General features: G+C 71.3%; 19 protein-coding genes. 14 read left to right on the top strand and 5 right to left on the bottom strand.

What is annotated here, in order from left to right; translation table 11 throughout:
• Positions 1-23 precede the first annotated feature (23 nt).
• On the top strand, positions 24-1,214 hold the full coding sequence (gene lhgD, locus L2K70_RS11835; RefSeq protein WP_236402147.1) for an L-2-hydroxyglutarate dehydrogenase: 1,191 nt from the start codon (positions 24-26) through the stop codon (positions 1,212-1,214).
• Between the two features lie 108 nt (positions 1,215-1,322).
• On the opposite strand, the gene L2K70_RS11830 is transcribed toward lhgD, so the two are convergent.
• The 3 genes from L2K70_RS11830 to L2K70_RS11820 are packed head-to-tail and all read right to left on the bottom strand — an operon-like array spanning position 1,323 to position 2,727.
• Positions 1,323-1,793 carry a GNAT family N-acetyltransferase gene (locus tag L2K70_RS11830; RefSeq protein WP_236402140.1) on the bottom strand — a complete coding sequence of 157 codons (471 nt, stop codon included), beginning with the start codon at positions 1,791-1,793 and terminating at the stop codon, positions 1,323-1,325.
• Positions 1,790-2,245, bottom strand: coding sequence for a nucleoside deaminase (locus tag L2K70_RS11825; RefSeq protein ID WP_504928247.1), 456 nt, complete (start codon positions 2,243-2,245; stop codon positions 1,790-1,792). Before L2K70_RS11825 ends, L2K70_RS11830 begins: the two co-directional genes overlap by 4 nt.
• Positions 2,242-2,727, bottom strand: coding sequence for a tRNA adenosine deaminase-associated protein (locus tag L2K70_RS11820; RefSeq protein WP_236402136.1), 486 nt, complete (start codon positions 2,725-2,727; stop codon positions 2,242-2,244). The genes L2K70_RS11825 and L2K70_RS11820 overlap by 4 nt, the downstream gene beginning before the upstream one ends.
• Positions 2,728-2,820: 93 nt before the next feature.
• Here L2K70_RS11820 and upp point away from each other — a divergent pair, with 93 nt between their 5' ends.
• Positions 2,821-3,462 carry a uracil phosphoribosyltransferase gene (gene upp / locus L2K70_RS11815; protein WP_236402134.1) on the top strand — a complete coding sequence of 214 codons (642 nt, stop codon included), beginning with the start codon at positions 2,821-2,823 and terminating at the stop codon, positions 3,460-3,462.
• Positions 3,463-3,477: 15 nt separating this feature from the next.
• On the opposite strand, the gene L2K70_RS11810 is transcribed toward upp, so the two are convergent.
• Positions 3,478-4,518 (bottom strand): LacI family DNA-binding transcriptional regulator, encoded by a 1,041-nt coding sequence (locus tag L2K70_RS11810; protein WP_236402133.1) that lies wholly within the window; start codon positions 4,516-4,518, stop codon positions 3,478-3,480.
• A 158-nt stretch (positions 4,519-4,676) separates the two neighbouring features.
• Here L2K70_RS11810 and L2K70_RS11805 point away from each other — a divergent pair, with 158 nt between their 5' ends.
• The 12 genes from L2K70_RS11805 (at position 4,677) to L2K70_RS11750 (ending at position 17,928) form a co-directional block, all read left to right on the top strand.
• Complete coding sequence (locus tag L2K70_RS11805; RefSeq protein WP_236402131.1) at positions 4,677-6,194, top strand: sugar ABC transporter ATP-binding protein; 1,518 nt, start codon at positions 4,677-4,679, stop codon at positions 6,192-6,194.
• Positions 6,191-7,273, top strand: coding sequence for an ABC transporter permease (locus L2K70_RS11800; RefSeq protein WP_236402129.1), 1,083 nt, complete (start codon positions 6,191-6,193; stop codon positions 7,271-7,273). Before L2K70_RS11805 ends, L2K70_RS11800 begins: the two co-directional genes overlap by 4 nt.
• The gene (locus L2K70_RS11795) at positions 7,273-8,367 is read left to right on the top strand and encodes an ABC transporter permease (RefSeq protein WP_236402127.1); all 1,095 of its coding nucleotides are present in this window, start codon (positions 7,273-7,275) and stop codon (positions 8,365-8,367) included. Before L2K70_RS11800 ends, L2K70_RS11795 begins: the two co-directional genes overlap by 1 nt.
• The gene (rhaS, locus tag L2K70_RS11790) at positions 8,364-9,419 is read left to right on the top strand and encodes a rhamnose ABC transporter substrate-binding protein (protein WP_236402125.1); all 1,056 of its coding nucleotides are present in this window, start codon (positions 8,364-8,366) and stop codon (positions 9,417-9,419) included. The genes L2K70_RS11795 and rhaS overlap by 4 nt, the downstream gene beginning before the upstream one ends.
• 204 nt (positions 9,420-9,623) lie before the next feature.
• Positions 9,624-10,010: an L-rhamnose mutarotase gene (locus L2K70_RS11785; RefSeq protein WP_236402124.1), complete on the top strand. Its 387-nt coding sequence runs from the start codon at positions 9,624-9,626 to the stop codon at positions 10,008-10,010.
• Positions 10,007-11,188 carry an L-rhamnose isomerase gene (gene rhaI, locus L2K70_RS11780; RefSeq protein WP_236402123.1) on the top strand — a complete coding sequence of 394 codons (1,182 nt, stop codon included), beginning with the start codon at positions 10,007-10,009 and terminating at the stop codon, positions 11,186-11,188. The genes L2K70_RS11785 and rhaI overlap by 4 nt, the downstream gene beginning before the upstream one ends.
• A gap of 45 nt (positions 11,189-11,233) precedes the next feature.
• On the top strand, positions 11,234-13,276 hold the full coding sequence (locus L2K70_RS11775; RefSeq protein WP_236402122.1) for a bifunctional aldolase/short-chain dehydrogenase: 2,043 nt from the start codon (positions 11,234-11,236) through the stop codon (positions 13,274-13,276).
• Positions 13,277-13,297: 21 nt separating this feature from the next.
• Positions 13,298-14,806: a rhamnulokinase gene (locus L2K70_RS11770; RefSeq protein ID WP_236402120.1), complete on the top strand. Its 1,509-nt coding sequence runs from the start codon at positions 13,298-13,300 to the stop codon at positions 14,804-14,806.
• A gap of 3 nt (positions 14,807-14,809) precedes the next feature.
• Positions 14,810-15,034 (top strand): LuxR C-terminal-related transcriptional regulator, encoded by a 225-nt coding sequence (locus tag L2K70_RS11765; protein WP_236402119.1) that lies wholly within the window; start codon positions 14,810-14,812, stop codon positions 15,032-15,034.
• Positions 15,035-15,071: 37 nt separating this feature from the next.
• Complete coding sequence (locus tag L2K70_RS11760) at positions 15,072-15,857, top strand: (Fe-S)-binding protein (protein ID WP_308195795.1); 786 nt, start codon at positions 15,072-15,074, stop codon at positions 15,855-15,857.
• Positions 15,854-17,344 (top strand): lactate utilization protein B, encoded by a 1,491-nt coding sequence (locus tag L2K70_RS11755; RefSeq protein ID WP_236402118.1) that lies wholly within the window; start codon positions 15,854-15,856, stop codon positions 17,342-17,344. Before L2K70_RS11760 ends, L2K70_RS11755 begins: the two co-directional genes overlap by 4 nt.
• Positions 17,341-17,928, top strand: coding sequence for a LutC/YkgG family protein (locus L2K70_RS11750; RefSeq protein ID WP_236402117.1), 588 nt, complete (start codon positions 17,341-17,343; stop codon positions 17,926-17,928). The genes L2K70_RS11755 and L2K70_RS11750 overlap by 4 nt, the downstream gene beginning before the upstream one ends.
• A 63-nt stretch (positions 17,929-17,991) precedes the next feature.
• Here L2K70_RS11750 and L2K70_RS11745 read toward each other — a convergent pair whose 3' ends face one another.
• Positions 17,992-18,957, bottom strand: a complete 966-nt coding sequence (locus L2K70_RS11745) for a helix-turn-helix domain-containing protein (RefSeq protein ID WP_236402115.1) — start codon at positions 18,955-18,957, stop codon at positions 17,992-17,994.
• Positions 18,958-19,465 lie beyond the last annotated feature (508 nt).

Genomic DNA, 19,465 nt, shown 5'->3' with positions numbered 1-19,465 from the left:
AGGTCCGGTCTCAAAGGATCTCCATGAGCCGCACCGACACCTCGGTCGTCGTCGTCGGTGGTGGCATCGTCGGGATGGCCGTCGCGCGGGAGCTCGCCGGGAGCGGGAACCGGGTGCGGGTGGTCGAGAAGGAGACGGCGGTCGCCGCCCACCAGACCGGACGCAACTCCGGCGTGATCCACTCCGGGCTCTACTACAAGCCGGGCAGCCTCAAGGCGAGGCTGTGCGTGGCCGGTGCTGACTCGATGAAGCGGTTCGCGGCCGACCACGGGATCGCGTACGACGTACCGGGCAAGCTCGTCGTCGCCACTGACGACCGGCAGGTGGGTGCGCTGCGTGAGCTGCAGCGCAGGGGCGACGCGAACGGTGTCCCGTCCACGTGGCTCGGACCGGCAGAGGCCCGGGCTGTCGAGCCCCACGTGCGCTGCGTCGCCGCCCTGCACGTGCACTCGACGGGGCGCGTCGACTACGCCGCGGTGACCCGCACGCTGGCCGACCTGGTCGCTTCGCAGGGCGGGGAGGTGCTGCTGGGACGGCAGGTCACCTGGATCGACGAGACCTCGTCGGGCGTCGTCGTGGGCACGGACCACGGAGATCTCCACGCGGACCTGCTCGTCAACTGCGCCGGGCTCCACAGCGACCGCGTCGCCCGGCTCGGTGGTCTCGACCCCGGCGTGCGGATCGTGCCGTTCCGCGGCGAGTACCACGAGCTCGACGAGGCACACGCCGACCTGGTGCAGGGCCTGGTCTACCCAGTCCCCGACCCCGACCTCCCGTTCCTGGGTGTCCACCTGACCCGCGGTCTCGACGGGACCGTCCACGCCGGCCCGAATGCCGTACTGGCCGCGGCGCGCGAGGGCTACGGCTGGACGACGGTGAGCGGGCGCGACCTCCTCGAGACCGTCACCTGGTCGGGGTTCCGGCCGCTCGCGCGCACCTACTGGAGGACCGGCGCCGCCGAGGTGGCACGGTCGGTGTCGCGGCGCCGCTTCGCGGCCGCGCTCCGCCGGCTCGTGCCCGAGCTCCCGACCGAGGCGCTGCGACCGGCGCCCGCGGGCGTGCGGGCCCAGGCGATCGACCGGTCGGGCCGTCTCGTGGACGACTTCCACTTCGCCCGGTCCGCCCGCCAGTTCCACGTCCTCAACGCGCCGTCGCCGGCCGCGACGGCGTCGCTGGAGATCGCGAGGCACGTCGCGGCGGAGCTCGGCGCCTGAGCCCACCACCGTCGCCGGCGCCCGCCGGCGTACACGTGTCCGCGATGTCGCCCCCGGATCATCCGATCGGGGGCCATCTCCCGGACACGTGTCGGCGTTGCGGCCGGCTCACGACGCGGACGTCGGACCGACGTAGCAGAGCATCCGGTAGTCCGTGCCGTCCTCGACGTTCACGAACCCGTGCCGCTCGTAGAACCGCCTGGTGTCGGCGTCGACCTCGTCGACGTTGATGTGCATCTCGGGCGCGCCCTGCTCGGCGGCCAGGCCGCGGCAGAGGTCGAGGACCTGCGTGCCGATGCCCCGGTCGCGGAGGTGCGGTACGACGTAGAGCTCGTCGAGCTGGGCGACCGGGCCGTCGAACCAGATGGCCGGTCGCAGCACCACCAGGGCGAAGCCGACCGCGGCGCGGTCGTCCTCGGCCAGCACCGCGACGACCTCGTCGAGCCCGAGCAGCCGGGTGAACCGGCCCGTCAGCACGTCGACGTCGTCGACCTCGGTCTCGAACTCGGTGTTGAAGTCCCACAGCAGCCGGGCCAGCACCTCGGCGTCGGCGGTCGCCGCGCGGCGGACGATGGTCATGGGAGGCGGTGACGAGCGAAGAAGGAGTCCAGCAGCGCCGTCGACTCGGCGGCCAGCACGCCGGCCACGACCTCGGGCCGGTGGTTGAGCCGGCGGTCACGGACCACGTCCCACAGCGAGCCGACGGCCCCGAGCTTGTCGTCGTACGCCCCGAAGACGAGGCGGTCGACGCGGGCGAGCACGAGGGCGCCGGCGCACATCGTGCAGGGCTCGAGGGTGACGACGAGGGTGCAGCCGGTGAGCCGCCACTCGCCACGCGCGGAGGCCGCGGCTCGGAGCGCGACCACCTCGGCGTGCCCGGTCGGGTCGCCCTCGGACTCGCGCGTGTTGCGACCGGTCCCGATCACGGTGCCGGTCTCGTCGAGCACGACGGCACCGACCGGTACGTCGTCGCCGGCGAGGGCCGCCTGCGCCTCGGCGAGGGCCAGGCGCATCGGATCCTCGTAGCTCATGCTGGAGCGAGCCCGACCGTGTCGTCGAAGAGGTCGCCGAAGCCGAGCCGACGCGCGATGTCGGAAAGCATCTCGTCGGGGTAGAGCTCGACGTCGTCGAGCAGCGCGCCCATGTCGATCGCATGCATCCCGAGGTCGGCGAGCAGGTCGAGGTCGCCGGCCGGCACCTCGACGTCGTCGTCCTCCGGGGCGGGCAGGCCGAGGAAGTCGATGACGGACTGGGCGATCTCCCACTCGTCGGCGGCCGTGACGTCGGAGAGCAGCACGCGCGTCGACGAGCCGAGCACCCGGACCAGCACGAAGAAGTCCTCGTCGACCGCGACCATGCCGACCGCGCCGGACTCGCCCGACACCTGGCGGAGGCCGTGGGCGAGGGACTTGACCGAGTCGAAGGCGGGCGAGGCGATGTCCTGCACCTCCCACTCGCCGTCCTCGACGAAGGCAGCCAGCGCGAAGTCGATCCCGCCGCTCTGCTCGGACATGCCGGCCTCCCCAACCGATCGGACCGTTCCAATGTCCCAGAAAGCCGCAGGTCCGCCAACCCTGTTTGCCGCGAAGCCCACTAGGGTCGCCCCATGCGCCTGCACGTCGTCGACCACCCGCTCGTCTCCCACAAGCTGACCGTCCTGCGCGACGAGAGCACGGACTCGCCGACCTTCCGGCGGCTCACCGACGAGCTGGTCACCCTGCTCGCCTACGAGGCCACCCGGGAGGTGCGCGTCGACCCACTCGACATCACCACCCCGGTCGGCCCGACGACGGGCGTCTACCTCGCCCAGCCGAAGCCGATGGTCGTCCCGATCCTCCGCGCCGGCCTCGGCATGCTCGACGGCATGATGCGCCTCCTGCCGACGGCCGAGGTCGGCTTCCTGGGCATGGTCCGCAACGAGGAGACGCTCGAGGCGTCGACCTACGCCGAGCGGCTGCCCGAGGACCTGTCCGGCCGCCAGTGCTACGTCCTCGACCCGATGCTTGCGACCGGCGGCACCCTCGCCGCGGCGATCACGTTCCTCACCGACCGCGGCGCCGACGACATCACGGCCATCTGCCTGCTCGCCGCCCCCGAGGGCGTCGCCAACCTCGAGGCCGGCCTCGAGGGCCTCGACGTACCGGTCACCGTCGTGACCGCTGCGCTCGACGAGAAGCTCAACGACAAGGGCTACATCGTGCCCGGCCTCGGCGACGCCGGAGACCGGTTGTACGGCGTCGCCCACTGACCAGCCGCGAACGGCTCAGCCGAGGGTCGAGGTGCGGGCGATCAGCTCGGGGGTGAACTCGACCTGCTGGTGCTCGTGCTCGGGGTTGTTGACCTCGTCGATGAGCAGGTCGGCGGCGGCGCGGCCGAGGTTCTGCCGCGGCTGGCGGACCGAGGAGAGGGGTACGGCGGCGCCCGCTGCGAAGGCGATGTCGTCGTAGCCGACGATGGCGATGTCCTCCGGGACGCGCTGGCCGCTCGAGATCGCCTGCTGCAGAAGGCCGAGGGCGACGAGGTCGTTGGCGCAGAAGGCAGCGGTGGGCCGCTTGCGGCGCGGCAGGCCGGCCAGCCGTTCGCCGGCGACCAGTCCCTCCTGCACCGAGAGGGTCTCGGTCTCGACCCGCAGCAGGTCGGTCTCGGGCAGTCCTGCTTCGCGCCAGGCGTCGCACGCACCGTCGAAGCGGTCGCGGATCTGGCCGATGGACGACGGCCCGCCGATGAAGGCCACCTTGGTGTGGCCCTGGTCGAGGAGGTGCTCGATCGCGATGCGGCCGCCGAGCCGGTCGTCGACGGTCACGGAGCAGAAGGACCTGCTCGTGGTCGCGCGGTCGACCACCACGAGCGGCGTGCCGTGCTGCACGACCCGCGCCAGCTCGGGCGAGTCCGGGTCGACCGGCGTGATCAGCAGGCCGTCGACGCGGTGCTGCTGCAGGTGGGCGAGGTGCGCCGCCTCGCGCGGACCGCGGCCGTCGCTGTTGCAGAGGAAGAGCGAGAGGTCGGCCTTCTCGGCCGCGAGCTCGATGCCGCGGGCCACGTCGGTGAAGAAGGGGTTGGTGGCGTCGAGCATCACGTAGGCGAAGGTGTTGCTGCGCCCCATCCTCAGCTGCCGGGCCGACTCGTTGAGCACGAAGCCGAGGTCGGCCATCGCGCGCTCGACGCGCTCCCGGGTGCCGGCGCTGACGCGGTCGGGCCGGTTGAGCACGTTGCTCACGGTCCCGAGGGACACCTGCGCGCGCTCGGCGACGTCCTTGACCGACGGCCGACGTCCGTTGCGCGCCGCGGGGGTGCTGATGGACATCGGACTCCTCGGGCTGGCTGACCCTCGGAGACTAGTCCACGCGCGGCCTCGATGAAACGACACAAGAAAATCCGCGGTGGTCCTTGACGGATGTGACGCCTGCCACTTAGTTTTCTGGCGACCTGAAACCTTTCAACTCCGACAGCAGGGATTGAATCATGACCGCCACCGACACCGCCGTACCGGTGCTCGAGCTGCGCGACGTGTCCAAGTCGTTCGGTCCCGTGGTCGCGCTGCGGTCCGGCAGCCTCCGAGTCGACGGCGGCTCGATCCACGCTCTGATCGGCGAGAACGGCGCCGGCAAGTCGACCCTCGTCAAGGTCGTCGCCGGCGTCCACCGCCGCGACTCCGGCGTGTTCGAGCTGGGGGGCGAGTCCGTCGACTTCTCGTCCACGGCCGACTCCAAGGCAGCGGGCGTCGCGGTGATCTACCAAGAGCCGACGCTCTTCCCCGACCTGTCGGTGACCGAGAACATCTTCATGGGCCGTCAGCCCCTCACCCGCGGTCGTCGCATCGACCGCCAGGGAATGTACGACGAGGCGGAGCGGCTGTTCGACCGGCTCGGCGTCCGCATCGACCCCCGCCGCCCGGCGGCCGGCCTCTCGATCGCCGACCAGCAGATCATCGAGATCGCCAAGGCCATCTCGCTCGACGCGCGCCTGCTCGTGATGGACGAGCCCACCGCGGCGCTCAGCGGCGTCGAGGTCGACCGCCTCTTCGCCGTCGCCCGCAGCCTGCGCGACGAGGGCCGCGCGCTGGTCTTCATCTCCCACCGCTTCGACGAGGTCTTCGCCCTCGCCGACACCGTCACCGTGATGCGCGACGGCTCCTACATCGACACCTTGCGGATCGACGAGACCTCGCCGTCGGAGCTGGTCTCGCTGATGGTCGGTCGCGACGTCGACGAGCTCTTCCCCAAGGTCGCCGCCACGATCGGCGAGCCGGTCCTCCAGGTCAGCGGCCTCAGCCGAGCGGGTGTGTTCCACGACGTCCACCTCGAGGTCCGCGCCGGCGAGATCGTCGGCCTGGCCGGCCTGGTCGGTGCCGGTCGCAGCGAGGTGGCGCGCGCCGTCTTCGGCGTCGATCCCTACGACTCCGGGTCCGTCCGCATCGGCGGCAAGGACGTCAAGGCCCACGACCCGCGCGCCGCCATCCGCGCCGGCATGGCCTTCATCCCCGAGGACCGCCGCAAGCAGGGCCTGGTCATCGACTCGTCGGTCACCCGCAACGTCGCCGGAGTCATCCGCCGCAGCATCGCGAAGGCCGGGCTGCTGACCTCTTCGATGGAGAACAAGGCGGCTGGCCCGTGGGCCGGACGCCTGGAGGTCAAGACGAGCGCGCTCGACATGAACGCGGCCACCATGAGCGGCGGCAACCAGCAGAAGGTCGTCATCGCCAAGTGGCTCGCGACCAACCCCGCGCTGCTGATCATCGACGAGCCCACCCGCGGCATCGACGTCGGCACCAAGGCCGAGGTCCACCGGCTCCTCTCCGAGCTCGCCGGCCAGGGCCTCGCGATCCTGATGATCTCTTCCGAGCTGCCCGAGGTCCTCGGCATGGCCGACCGCGTGCTCGTCCTCTGCGAGGGCCGGATCACCGCCGAGCTCGACCGCGCCGACGCCACCCCCGAGGCCGTCATGCACGCGGCCACCCACCACCTCGAGGACGCGAGTTGAGCACCCCCACCCAGACCCCCCACGACGCGCACGGCGCCGAGGTCAGCACCGGCGAGGCGCTCCTCGTCGAGCCGAGCCGGCTCTCGCCGACCCGGCGCGCAATCACGACCGTGCTCCGCTCGCGCGAGCTGTCGATCTTCCTCGTGCTCGTCGCCGTCGTCGTGCTCGCCACCACGAAGAACAACAGCTTCCTCTTCAGCTCCGACGGCTGGCGCAACTTCCTGCTGAACCCGTCGATCCTCGTGCTGCTGGCCGTCGGCCAGGGCGTCGTGATCATCACCCGCAACGTCGACCTGTCGGTCGGCTCGGTGATGGCGCTGACCGCCTACCTCACCGGCCGGCTCTTCATCGACCACCCCGGGCTGCCGATCATCGCGGTGGTCGCCGCCTGCCTCCTGCTCGGCGCAGTCCTCGGTCTCGTCAACGGCCTGCTGGTCGCGTACGGCAAGGTGCCGGCGCTTGTGATCACGCTCGGCACCCTCTACATCTACCGCGGCATCATGCTGACCTGGGCGGGCAGCGACCGGATCAACGCCGGCGACCTGCCCCGCGAGTTCCTCCGCCTCGGCACCCGCTCGGTGCTCGGCGTGCCGATGCTGACGATCATCGCGGTGCTGGTCCTCGCGGCGGTCGGCTACTACCTGCACACCGCACGCGGCGGCCGCGAGCTCTACGCGATCGGATCCGACCCCGACGCCGCGGTCCTCTACGGCCTGCCCGTACGGCGTCGCCTCCTGGCCGCGTTCGTCCTCAGCGGCGCGCTGGCGGGCCTCGCCGGCGCCCTCTACACCGCCCGCTACGGAACAGTGAGCTCCAGCGTCGGCAGCGGCATCGAGCTGCAGGCCGTCGCGGCCGCGGTGATCGGCGGCATCGCGATCTTCGGCGGCAGCGGCACCGTGTGGGGCGCGGCGATCGGCGCGTTCCTGCTCGTCACCATCAACCGCGCGCTCCCGAGCCTGGGCATCGAGGACTTCTGGCAGCGCGCCGTCGTCGGTGCGCTCATCCTCGGCGCGATCGTCCTGGACCGGGTGCTCGCCGCCAGGCAGGCCCGCAAGCTCGCCGAATCGAGGGACCGCTGATGAGCACGACGACGCAGGCACCCGCCCGCACCTACTCGGCGTACTCCGCACCGCTGTGGCAGCGGCTGCTGCTGACCCGCGAGACGGCCGTCATCGCCCTCACCGCGGCGGTGATCCTCTACTCGATCGCCAACGTGCCGAACTTCGACGGTCCGCTCACCATCAAGTTCCTCCTCCAGGACATCGCCCCGATCCTGCTGATCGCGCTCCCGATGACGCTGGTGATCATCACCGGCGAGATCGACCTGTCGGTCGCGAGCATCATGGGGCTCAGCAGCGTCCTCCTCGGCGTGCTGCACGAGGGCGGGATGTCCGTGCCGGCGGCCGCGCTGCTGGCCCTCCTCGCGGGCCTGGCCTGCGGGGCGCTCAACGGCTTCCTCATCGCGTACGTCGGCCTGCCGTCGCTCGCGGTCACCATCGGCACCCTCGCGCTCTTCCGCGGCATCGCGGTCGGGCTGCTCGGCACGAAGGCGATCACCGACTTCACCGAGAAGTGGGCCGACCTCGCGACCGGCACGATCGGCGAGACCAAGATCCCGCTGGTGATGATCCCCTTCGCGGTCCTCGCGATCGGCTTCGTGGTCCTGCTGCACTTCTCGACCTTCGGCCGCGGCGTCTACGACATCGGGCTCAACGACGAGGCGGCGCACTTCACCGGCGTCGACGTGGCCCGCACCAAGATGGTGCTCTTCCTGCTCTCCGGCGTCGTCTCGGCGCTCGCCGGCATCTACTTCACCCTGCGGTTCGGCTCGGCCCGCGGCGACAACGCCACCGGCTACGAGCTCCAGGTCATCGCGGCGGTGCTCCTTGGCGGCGTCTCGATCTTCGGCGGCCGCGGCCGGCTCCACGGCGTGCTCGCCGGGGTCGTGCTGATCGGCGTCATCTCCAGCGCCCTGCGCCTGGAGAGCGTGACGGTCAACGTCACCAACATCATCGTCGGCCTGCTCCTGGTGGCCTCGGTGATCCTCCCCAACGTCCTTGCTGCGGCCTCGTCGAGGCTCCCCCGCAAGGCGGCACCGGCGGCTCCTCGGGAGTCCCACACCCACGAGAACGCGGCATCCGCCGGCGTCACAACGAGAGGCAGTGACTCATGAAGTTCCCCACCAGGAAGCCCACGGCCCTGGCCGCGCTCCTGCTCACCGCGACCTTCGCGTTCGCCGGCTGCGGCAGCGACGACGGCGGCGACGGCGGCTCCGGCAGCGACGGCGGCTCGAGCAGCGGCGGTGGCGACCTGTCCATCACGATGCTCCCGAAGAACCTCGGCAACGCCTACTTCGACACCAGCACCGACGGTGCGGAGAAGGCCGCCGACGAGCTCGGCGCGGACTTCGAGGAGGTCGGCCCGGAGACCGGCAGCCCCGACGCGCAGGTGTCCTACATCAACACCGTGGCCCAGCAGGGCAAGGACGCGCTGATCATCTCGGCCAACGACCCCGACGCGCTGTGCGACGCGATCGACGAGGCCCGCAGCGCGGACGTCAAGGTCGTCACCTTCGACGCCGACACCAACCCCGACTGCCGCGACCTGTTCATCAACCAGGCCACCGCCGAGGGCATCGCGTCCAAGCAGCTCGAGCTGATCGCCGACGAGATCGGCGGCTCGGGTGAGATCGCGATCCTGTCCGCCTCGGCCAACGCGACCAACCAGAACGCGTGGATCGACATGATGGAGAAGGAGCTCGCCGACAACCCGGACTACGCCGACATCAAGCTCGTCGACACGGTCTACGGCGACGACGAGGACCAGAAGTCCTTCGACCAGACCGAGGCGCTGCTGCAGAACCACCCCGACCTCAAGGGCATCATCAGCCCGACCACGGTCGGCATTGCCGCCGCGGCGCGCTACCTGTCGGACTCGGAGTACAAGGGCAAGGTCGCGCTGACCGGCCTCGGCACCCCGAACCAGATGCGTGAGTTCGTCAAGGACGGCACCGTCGGCTCGTTCGCGCTGTGGAACCCGGGCGACCTGGGCTACCTGGCCACGTACGCCGCTGCTGCGCTGGTCGACGGCACCATCTCCGGCGAGGAGGGCGACTCCTTCGAGGCCGGCGAGCTCGGCGAGTTCGAGGTCGGCGCCGACGGCACCGTCCTGCTGGGCGAGCCGTTCACCTTCAACGCGGACAACATCGACGACTTCGACTTCTGAGTCGTCACCGTCCCGCACCGCACCCCCGCTTCGCGGGGGGGGGGGGGGCCCGGGCCCCCCCCCCCCCCCGGACCCCCCCCCACTCGTAGTTCTTCGTCGACCCCCCCCCCCCCCCCCCCCCGGGGGGGGGGGGGGGGGGGGGCCGCGGCCCCCCCCCACCAGCGGAACCCACCACCCACCCACCGGGCCAGCAAGGAGAGTGCGATGCCCCGCGTCTGCTTCACCCTGCAGGTCCGTCGTGACCGGATGGCGGAGTACGTCGAGCGCCACGCGGCCGTGTGGCCCGAGATGCTCCGCGCACTCCACGACACCGGGTGGCACGACTACTCCCTCTTCCTGCGCGAGGACGGCCTGCTCGTCGGCTACCTCGTGACCGACGACCTGGCCGCCGCACAGGCCGGGATGGCTCGCACCGACGTCAACGCCCGCTGGCAGGCCGAGATGGCCGAGTTCTTCGAGGAGCTCGACCTGCCGCCCGACCAGGGCTTCTGGCAGCTGGACGAGGTCTTCCACCTCGAGGACCAGCTCGCCGCGCTCGACACCGCACCGCCCTCAGACCCTCCCGCACCCAGAGCTCAGGACCTCCCATGACCACCAGCTTCCCCGCCATCAGCGACCGGCTCGGCGACCTCGCCATCGAGGTGCCGTCCTGGGCCTACGGCAACTCCGGCACCCGCTTCAAGGTCTTCGGATCGGCCGGTACGCCGCGCACGGTCGAGGAGAAGATCGCCGACGCCGCCGCTGTGCACCGGTTCACCGGGCTCGCACCCACCGTCGCGCTCCACATCCCGTGGGACCAGGTGGACGACTACGCCGCCCTGGCGACGTACGCCAAGGAGCAGGGCGTCGCGCTCGGCACCATCAACTCCAACACCTTCCAGGACGACGACTACAAGCTCGGCGCCCTCACCCACACCGATCCCCGCGTCCGGCAGAAGGCGATCGACCACCACCTCGCGTGCATCGACGTGATGCACCAGACCGGTTCGCGCGACCTCAAGATCTGGCTGGCCGAGGGCACCAACTACCCGGGCCAGGGCGACATGCGCGCCCGCCAGGACCGCCTCGCCGAGAGCCTCCGCACGATCTACGACGCGCTGTCGGAGGAGCAGCGGCTCGTGCTGGAGTACAAGTTCTTCGAGCCGGCGTTCTACCACACCGACGTCCCGGACTGGGGCACGTCGTACGTCCACGTGGCCGCCCTCGGCGACCGCGCCATGGTCTGCCTCGACACCGGCCACCACGCCCCCGGCACCAACATCGAGTTCATCGTCGCCCAGCTGCTGCGGCTCGGGAAGCTCGGCTCGTTCGACTTCAACAGCCGCTTCTACGCCGACGACGACCTGATGGTCGGCGCGGCCGACCCGTTCCAGCTGTTCCGGATCATGGTCGAGGTCATCCGCGGGGGCGGCTACGGCGCGAAGGCCGACGGCACGCCCAACGACGTCGCGCTGATGCTCGACCAGTGCCACAACATCGAGGCCAAGGTGCCGGGCCAGATCCGGTCCGTCCTCAACGTCCAGGAGATGACGGCCCGCGCGCTGCTCCTCGACACCGACGCCCTCGACCAGGCCAGGTCCGATGGAGACGTGCTGCGCGCCAACGAGATCTTCATGGACGCCTTCTACACCGACGTACGACGCGACCTGGCGGCCTGGCGCGAGGAGCGCGACCTCCCCGCCGACCCGATGCGCGCCTACCTCGAGTCCGGCTACCAGGAGCAGATCGAGGCGGACCGCGTCGGCGGCTCGCAGGCCGGCTGGAACTGACCTCTCGACCTCCTCGACCACCGAACAAGAACAGGAACCCGCACCGTGAGTGACCTCAACCCCACCGTTGCCGAGCTCGTCGAGCGCTCCAACCGGCTGGGCGCCGACCCCAAGAACACCAACTACGCCGGCGGCAACACCTCTGCCAAGGGCACCGAGACCGACCCCGTCACGGGCGAGGACGTCGAGCTGCTGTGGGTGAAGGGCTCCGGCGGTGACCTCGGCACCCTCACGCCGGGTGGCCTGGCGGTGCTGCGGCTGGACCGGATGCGGGCGCTCGTCGACGTCTACCCCGGCGTCGACCGCGAGGACGAGATGGTCGCGGCGTTCGACTACTGCCTGCACGGCAAGGGTGGCGCTGCCCCGTCGATCGACACCGCGATGCACGGCCTCGTCGACGCGGCCCACGTCGACCACCTGCACCCCGACTCAGGCATCGCGATCGCGACCGCCGCCGACGGCGAGCAGCTGACCAAGGAGATCTACGGCGACAAGGTGGTCTGGGTGCCCTGGCGGCGCCCGGGCTTCCAGCTCGGTCTCGACATCGCCGCCATCAAGGAGGCCAACCCGCAGGCCGTCGGCTGCATCCTCGGTGGCCACGGCATCACCGCGTGGGGCGACACCAGCGCCCGGGCCGAGAAGAACTCGCTGTGGATCATCCGCACGGCCGAGCGCTACATCAAGCAGCACTCGAAGAAGCTGCCGTTCGGCGCGCGCGTGAAGAAGTTCGAGCCGCTGTCGCCCTCGAAGCGCCGCGCCCGCGCGGCCGAGCTCGCCCCGCTGCTGCGCGGCGTCGCCTCGCAGGACCGGCCGATGGTCGGCCACTTCACCGACGACAAGGTCGTCCTCGACTTCCTCGCCTCCAAGAACATGCCGCGCCTGGCCGAGCTCGGCACGTCGTGCCCCGACCACTTCCTGCGCACCAAGGTCAAGCCGATGGTGCTCGACGTGGCTCCCGGCACGCCGATGGACAAGGTGCGCGCCCGCGTCGCCGAGCTGCACGGGGCCTACCGCGCGGACTACGCGTCCTACTACGAGCGCAACAAGGTGAAGGGCTCGCCCGCGATGCGCGGCGCCGACCCGCTGATCATCCTGGTGCCCGGCGTCGGGATGTTCAGCTACGGCAAGGACAAGCAGACCGCCCGCGTCGCCGGTGAGTTCTACGTCAACGCGATCAACGTGATGCGTGGCGCCGAGGGCCTGTCGTCGTACGCCCCCATCGACGAGTCGGAGAAGTTCCGCATCGAGTACTGGGCGCTGGAGGAGGCCAAGCTCCAGCGGATGCCGAAGCCCAAGCCGCTCGCCACCCGCGTCGCGCTCGTGACCGGCGCCGCGTCCGGCATCGGCCTCGCCACGGCGAAGAAGCTGGCCGCCGAGGGCGCCTGCGTCGTCATCGCCGACCTGTCCCTGGAGAAGGCGCAGGCTGCGGCGGCCGACATCGGGAGCACCGACGTCGCCGTGGGCGTGCAGGTCGACGTCTCCGACGCCGCCGCCGTCCAGGCCGCGGTCGACGCGACCGTCCTCGCGTTCGGCGGCGTCGACCTCGTCGTCAACAACGCCGGCCTGTCGCTGTCGCGCTCGCTGCTCGAGACCACCGAGAAGGACTGGGACCTCCAGCACGACGTGATGGCCAAGGGCTCGTTCCTCGTCGCCCAGGCTGCCGCGAAGGCGATGATCGACCAGGGCATCGGCGGCGACATCGTCTACATCTCGTCGAAGAACTCGATCTTCGCCGGCCCCAACAACGTGGCGTACGGCGCGGCCAAGGCCGACCAGGCCCACCAGGTGCGGCTGCTGGCCGCCGAGCTCGGCGAGCACGGCATCAAGGTCAACGGCGTGAACCCCGACGGCGTCGTCCAGGGCTCCGGCATCTTCGCCTCGGGCTGGGGCGCGAACCGCGCCGCGGTCTACGGCGTGGAGGAGCAGGACCTCGGCAAGTTCTACGCCCAGCGCACGATCCTCAAGCGCGAGGTGCTGCCGGACAACATCGCCAACGCCGTCTTCGTCCTCTGCAGCGACGAGCTCAGCCACACGACCGGCCTGCACATCCCGGTCGACGCCGGCGTGGCCGCCGCCTTCCTGCGATGAGCCTCTCCTTCGGTGGTTGAGGTGCGAGCGAAGCGAGCCTCGAAACCCCACCGCGTCGCTGCCGTCGACCTCGGGGCGACGAGCGGCCGCGTGATGGCCGCCGGCGTGGGACCGGGGCACCTCTCCCTCAAGGAGGTGCACCGGTTCCCCAACGGCGGCGTGCCGGTCGGCGGCTCGCTGTTCTGGGACGTCCTCGGCATCCACCGCGAGGTGCTCTCCGGCATCGCGGAGGTCGCCCGCACAGGCGAGCTCCACGGCATCGGCATCGACTCGTGGGCTGTCGACTACGGGCTGCTCGACCGTGACGGCGAGCTGCTCGGCAACCCCCACAGCCACCGCGACCCCCGCACCCGCGACGTGCCCGAGCTCGTCGCGAAGACCATCGAGGTGCAGGAGCAGTACGCCGTCAACGGGCTGCAGCAGCTGTCGTTCAACACCGTGTTCCAGCTCGTGGCCGCGCGCGGCACCGCGGCGCTCGAGTCGGCCCACACCCTCCTGCTGCTCCCCGACCTGCTCGCCTACTGGCTGACCGGCGAGGTCGGGGCCGAGCGCACCAACGCGTCCACGACCGGCCTGCTGGACGTGACGACGGGCGAGTGGTCGAGCGACCTCGCCCGCCGCCTCGAGCTGCCCTGGTCGATCCTGCCGCCGCTGCGCGACGCCGGGAGCGTGGTGGGTCCACTGCGGCCGGAGGTCGCCGCCGACCTCGGGCTCGCACCCGACGTCCCCGTCGTCGCGGTCGGGTCGCACGACACCGCCTCCGCCGTGGTCGCTGTACCCGCGGAGGCCGGCTCGTCGTTCGGCTACATCTCGTCCGGCACCTGGTCGCTCGTCGGCCTCGAGCTCGACGCGCCGGTGCTCACCGAGGACGCCCGCCGCGCCGACTTCACCAACGAGGGCGGCGTCGACGGCACGGTGCGCTTCCTCAAGAACGTGATGGGTCTCTGGGTGCTCTCGGAGTGCCTGCGGGCCTGGCGTGACCGGGGCACCCCGGCCACCGACCTCGCCTCCCTGCTCGCGGGGGCGAGCACAGCCGCACCGCTGCGCACGGTGGTCGACATCAATCACCCCTCGCTGCTCGGTCCCGGCAGCGCGACCGACCCGATGCCGGAGCGCGTCGTCGGGCTGGCCCGCGCTGCCGGCGAGCCGCTGCCGCAGACCCCGGGCGAGATCACCCGCTGCGTCCTCGACAGCCTCGCCCTGGCCTACCGGCGTCACCTCCGCACCGCTGCGCGCCTGGCTGGTCGCGACCTCGAGGTCGTGCACGTCGTCGGGGGTGGCTCCCACAACCACCTGCTCTGCCAGCTCACCGCGGACGCCCTCGGCGTCCCCGTGCTCGCCGGTCCGGGCGAGGCCGCCGCTCTCGGCAACGCGCTGGTGCAGGCGCGCGCCCTCGGCGCCGACCTGCCCGACCTCGCCGCGATGCGCGCCCTCGTCCGTGAGACCCACGACGTACGACGACACGACCCGCGCCCCGGCCTCGACTGGGACGCCGCCGACCGGCGCGTCGGACCGGAACCCGCGGGGTAGGGCATGGGGGCCACCGAGGAGCGAGAGGCCGCGCACGACCGGCTCACGGCGGTGGAGGTCTACGTCCTGCGCCTGATGGCGGAGGGTGACACGATCGACGTCGTGGCCCGCAAGCTCGAGGTGTCCGAGCGGACCGTGCGCCGCAAGGCGCGGAGTGCGTGCGACAAGGTGGGGTGCGAGACCACGATCGAGGCGATCGTGTGGGCCGTGCGGCACGGACTGTTCTGAGCAGGCCACGAACGAACGAGACGAGAGGAGCAGGGACGTGAGGGTCGCCCTCCAGGTCACCTGCGTCAACGACGCGATGTTCCCCGACACGGGGAAGGCCGTCGTGCGGTTGCTGCGCCGCCTCGGGGTCGACGTCGACTTCCCGCGGGCGCAGACCTGCTGCGGGCAGCCGATGGTCAACACCGGCTACCTCGACGAGGCAGTGCCGGTGGTGCGGACCTTCGTCGACGCGTTCGCGGGGTACGACGCCATCGTCACGCCGTCGGGCTCGTGCGCCGGCTCCGCCCGCCACCAGCACTCCATCGTCGCCGAGCGGTCCGGCGACGCCGTGCTGCAGGCCGCCGTCGCCGAGACCGGGCCACGGACCTACGAGCTGTCGGAGTTCCTCGTCGACGTGCTCGGCGTCACGGACGTCGGCGCCTACTTCCCGCACCGGGTGACCTACCACCCCACCTGCCACAGCCTGCGGATGCTCGGGGTCGGCGACCGGCCGCAGCGCCTGCTCGAGGCGGTGCGGGGCCTCACGCTCGTCGACCTGCCGCACGCGACCGAGTGCTGCGGCTTCGGCGGCACCTTCGCCCTGAAGAACGCCGACACGTCGGTGGCGATGGGTGCCGACAAGGCGCGCCACGTCCGCGACACCGGAGCCGAGGTGCTCGTCGCGGGGGACAACTCCTGCCTGATGCACATCGGCGGGATGCTGTCGCGCCAGCGCGCCGGCGTACGCGTCATGCACCTCGCCGAGATCCTCGCCAGCACCGAGGAGACCGAGGGCGAGTCCGACGGGCCCGTCGTCGGCGAGCGGGCTGGTGACCTTGCATGAGCGGCACCTTCGTCGGCATGCCGGCCTTCCCGACCGCCGCGCGCGCCGCGCTCGGCAACACCCAGCTGCGGCGCAACCTCGCCCATGCCACCCACACGATCCGTGACAAGCGGGCGCAGGTCGTGGGGGAGGTGGAGGAGTGGGAGGCGCTCCGGCTCGCCGGCGCCGGCGTCAAGGAGGCCGCGCTGCGCGACCTCGCGACCCACCTCGAGACGCTCGAGGAGTCGCTGATCCGGGCGGGTGCCGTCGTGCACTGGGCCCGCGACGCCGAGGAGGCGTGCGAGATCGTCGCGCAGGTCGCGAAGTCCCACCAGGTCGACGAGGTCGTCAAGGTGAAGTCGATGGCCACCCTCGAGATCGGCCTCAACGACCACCTCGAGCGCGAGGGCATCGCCGCCTGGGAGACCGACCTCGCCGAGCTCATCGTGCAGCTCGGTGACGACCTCCCGTCGCACATCCTCGTGCCGGCCATTCACCGCAACCGGGCGGAGATCCGCGAGATCTTCCGCACCCGCATGGCCGCCTCGGGCCGACCGGCCCCCGACGACCTCAGCGACGACCCCGCGGCCCTCGCCGGAGCCGCGCGCGAGCACATGCGCGAGAAGTTCCTGCGGGCCAAGGTCGCGGTGAGCGGCGCGAACTTCGCCGTTGCCGACACCGGGACCCTCGTCGTGGTGGAGTCCGAGGGCAACGGCCGCATGTGCCTGACGCTCCCCGAAGTGCTCATCAGCGTGGTCGGCATCGAGAAGGTCGTGGCCACCTGGTCCGACCTCGACCCGATGCTCCGGCTGCTGCCGCGCTCGTCCACCGGCGAGCGGATGAACCCCTACACCTCGACGTGGTCCGGGGTGCACCCCGGCGACGGGCCGCAGGAGGTCCACGTCGTGCTGCTCGACAACGGCCGCACCCGCGCCCTCGCCGACGACGTCGGCCGCCAGGCGCTGCGGTGCATCCGCTGCTCGGCCTGTCTCAACGTCTGCCCGGTCTACGAGCGCACCGGCGGTCACGCCTACGGCTCGGTCTACCCGGGCCCGATCGGCGCCATCCTCAACCCGCTCCTCAAGGGCGTCTCGGACGAGCAGACCGCCTCCCTGCCCTACGCCTCCTCGCTGTGCGGCGCGTGCTTCGAGGTCTGCCCGGTGCGGATCGACATCCCGTCGGTGCTCGTCGACCAGCGCGCGGCGGTGGTCGACTCGCATCGCGACGACCGCCGGCCCAAGGCCGAGGCGGTGGCGATGAAGGCCGCCGCGTGGGCGTTCTCCGACTCGCGCCGGCTGGCCTGGGCCGAGCGCGCGTCCGGGCTCGCGGGCCGGGTCATGTCCCGCTTCTCCCGTACGACGTTGCCCGGCGGCCGTGCCGCCGCGGGCCGCCTGCCCGGGCCGGCCGCCGGCTGGACCGGCGCGCGCGACCTGCCCGCACCGCCCGAGGAGTCCTTCCGCGCGTGGTGGGACCGCACCGACGGTGGCCAGTTCGGGGAGGGCCGATGACGAGCGCACGGGACGAGATCCTCCGGCGTGTCCGGTCCGCGCTGGACGGCGTGTCGCCCGCGGTCGCCGTACCTCCGGCCCCACGGGCTCCCGATCGCGGCGACCTCGTGGCGCTGTTCGTGGAGCGGGTCGAGGACTACCGCGCCGAGGTGACACGCTGCACGCCCGCCGAGCTGGACGGCCTCGTGGCCGAGGTGCTGAACGGCGCGCAGGCCGTCGTCCCTCCCGGCCTCGGCCTCGACGTCGCCGGCTCCGTCGTCGACCACGGCCTCACTTCGATCGAGCTCGACGGCATCGACGCCGTCGTCACCCGGGCCGCCGTCGGCATCGCCGAGACCGGCACCATCGTGCTGGACCACCAGCCCGACCAGGGCCGCCGCGTGATCAGCCTCGTGCCCGACCTCCACGTCTGCATCGTCGACTCCTCGCAGGTCGTCGCAGACGTCCCCGACGCCATCGCACTTCTCGACCCTGCGCGACCGCTCACCTGGATCAGCGGCCCGTCCGCCACCAGCGACATCGAGCTCGACCGGGTCGAGGGCGTCCACGGCCCGCGGACCCTGCACGTGGTGGTCGTTGCCTGAGTTCGTGCAGGACACGGTCCGGATGGCGCGCAACAAACCGCGGCTGGGACCGATCGACGACGTCTATGACGAGTAGCCGGACCCGCTCACCAACGTCGCGGTGAAGTCCGCGATCAACGGTGCGAGGCCGTCGCTGACCAGCCGGTCTGGCACGTCGGGAAGTGCGGAGGCGAGGTCGGCGAGGAACTGAGAGGCCACCTCCCGTCCTTCGTCGCTGGGGCTGAAGACCGTCTGCCTGCCGCCGGCTGCTACGCGCTTCTCGGCGGTCACGAGCCTGAGCCCGATCAGCGCATCCAGCCTGCGGCGGACGAGGCTGGCATCGATGTCGTTGGCGACCGACAGCTCGGCCGCGGTGGCCGGCTCCGCTCGGACGGCCAGCAGCAGGTGCAGCAGCGCAGTCTGGATGGGAGTCGGTAGTCGAGGCTTGGCGGAGCTCTGCAGGTCCAGTCGTCCTGCAACGGGAACGAGCAGCTCGATCGTCGACCTGAAGTGTCTGAGGTGAGAGGGGAGGCCGCGGTCGGTTGCGGGTTCGACCACGTGTCTCCTCATCGGGGACATGGACGAGGGGTGCTGGTCGGCCAAGGATGCCGCCACCAGCCTGAGCCACTCGTCGAGGGAGCGGACGTGCTCGGCGGGCCAGTCCGCGACCGCCTGGACGTACCTGCTCGGCCACGCCTCGGCCCAGCTCGCCAGGGCATCGACGGTCTCGTCGGTCAGGCCGATGAGCATGCGACGGCGGTCCCGCGGGTCGGGAAGCCGCACGAGCAGGCCGCGGTCGGCCAGGTTCGCGCACGCCCGGCTCACGACAGGCAGTGGGGATCCGACGGAGCGTGCCACGTGCGCCAGCGGCACGAAGAAGTCGCCCGGAACCGCGTGCAGCACCCAGCGCTCCGTACCGGGTAGATCGAAGCCCGTGACGTCCCACAGGCTGCGCCGGTGGCCGCGTCCGATGGCCGCTTCCCGAATGGCCACCAGGAGGTCCACGGTGGAGGCACGAGTCGAGCCAGCCAGCGCGTCTGTCGAGTGCACGCCCCATTCTCGCTCAACCTCACCAAGCCGGTCAGCCACGCCCGGCCTCGACTGGCCGCGGGCCTTGGATCGTCGGACGCTCACCACCGCGCACCCCGCGCAGAACGGTGTCCACGTGCAGGCACAGGCGGGGTCAGGGACTCTGACAGCGCGGACGTCGTGGGCCGGAGCCCGGGTTATCGCTTGACCGTTGTCTCTGAGATCTGCGCTGCTCCATAGCGTCGTGACCGCTTCCGGACATCTGAGAATTTGATTGAAGTCTCTCTTGCGGAAGGGGCCCGACGATGTGACACTCCTCACGATTGAAACCTTTCACGGATAGCGCAGTCACGGTGCCGCTCGTCCGTCCGTCCAGGGAGAAATAGACGTGCCCACCACACCGAGATCGCCACGACGAGGTCGACCAGCCGTCCTGCTCGTCGCCACCGCACTGGCCGCGTCTGCGCTGGTCCCATTCACGGCGTCGGCCGAGCCGACACCGCCTGCCGCTGTGGTCCTGATGGCGCCG

This window comes from Nocardioides potassii (assembly GCF_021648885.1).
Lineage (GTDB): Bacteria > Actinomycetota > Actinomycetes > Propionibacteriales > Nocardioidaceae > Nocardioides > Nocardioides potassii.
Note: the sequence above shows the minus strand (reverse complement) of the source record. Positions and strands in the feature narration are given on the sequence as shown.

Coding starts and splice junctions, on each gene's coding strand:
- lhgD (WP_236402147.1), top strand. CDS start 24: ATGAGCCGCACCGACACCTCGGTCGTCGTCGTCGGTGGTGGCATCGTC.
- L2K70_RS11830 (WP_236402140.1), bottom strand. CDS start 1,793: ATGACCATCGTCCGCCGCGCGGCGACCGCCGACGCCGAGGTGCTGGCC.
- L2K70_RS11825 (WP_504928247.1), bottom strand. CDS start 2,245: ATGAGCTACGAGGATCCGATGCGCCTGGCCCTCGCCGAGGCGCAGGCG.
- L2K70_RS11820 (WP_236402136.1), bottom strand. CDS start 2,727: ATGTCCGAGCAGAGCGGCGGGATCGACTTCGCGCTGGCTGCCTTCGTC.
- upp (WP_236402134.1), top strand. CDS start 2,821: ATGCGCCTGCACGTCGTCGACCACCCGCTCGTCTCCCACAAGCTGACC.
- L2K70_RS11810 (WP_236402133.1), bottom strand. CDS start 4,518: ATGTCCATCAGCACCCCCGCGGCGCGCAACGGACGTCGGCCGTCGGTC.
- L2K70_RS11805 (WP_236402131.1), top strand. CDS start 4,677: ATGACCGCCACCGACACCGCCGTACCGGTGCTCGAGCTGCGCGACGTG.
- L2K70_RS11795 (WP_236402127.1), top strand. CDS start 7,273: ATGAGCACGACGACGCAGGCACCCGCCCGCACCTACTCGGCGTACTCC.
- rhaS (WP_236402125.1), top strand. CDS start 8,364: ATGAAGTTCCCCACCAGGAAGCCCACGGCCCTGGCCGCGCTCCTGCTC.
- L2K70_RS11785 (WP_236402124.1), top strand. CDS start 9,624: ATGCCCCGCGTCTGCTTCACCCTGCAGGTCCGTCGTGACCGGATGGCG.
- rhaI (WP_236402123.1), top strand. CDS start 10,007: ATGACCACCAGCTTCCCCGCCATCAGCGACCGGCTCGGCGACCTCGCC.
- L2K70_RS11765 (WP_236402119.1), top strand. CDS start 14,810: ATGGGGGCCACCGAGGAGCGAGAGGCCGCGCACGACCGGCTCACGGCG.
- L2K70_RS11755 (WP_236402118.1), top strand. CDS start 15,854: ATGAGCGGCACCTTCGTCGGCATGCCGGCCTTCCCGACCGCCGCGCGC.
- L2K70_RS11750 (WP_236402117.1), top strand. CDS start 17,341: ATGACGAGCGCACGGGACGAGATCCTCCGGCGTGTCCGGTCCGCGCTG.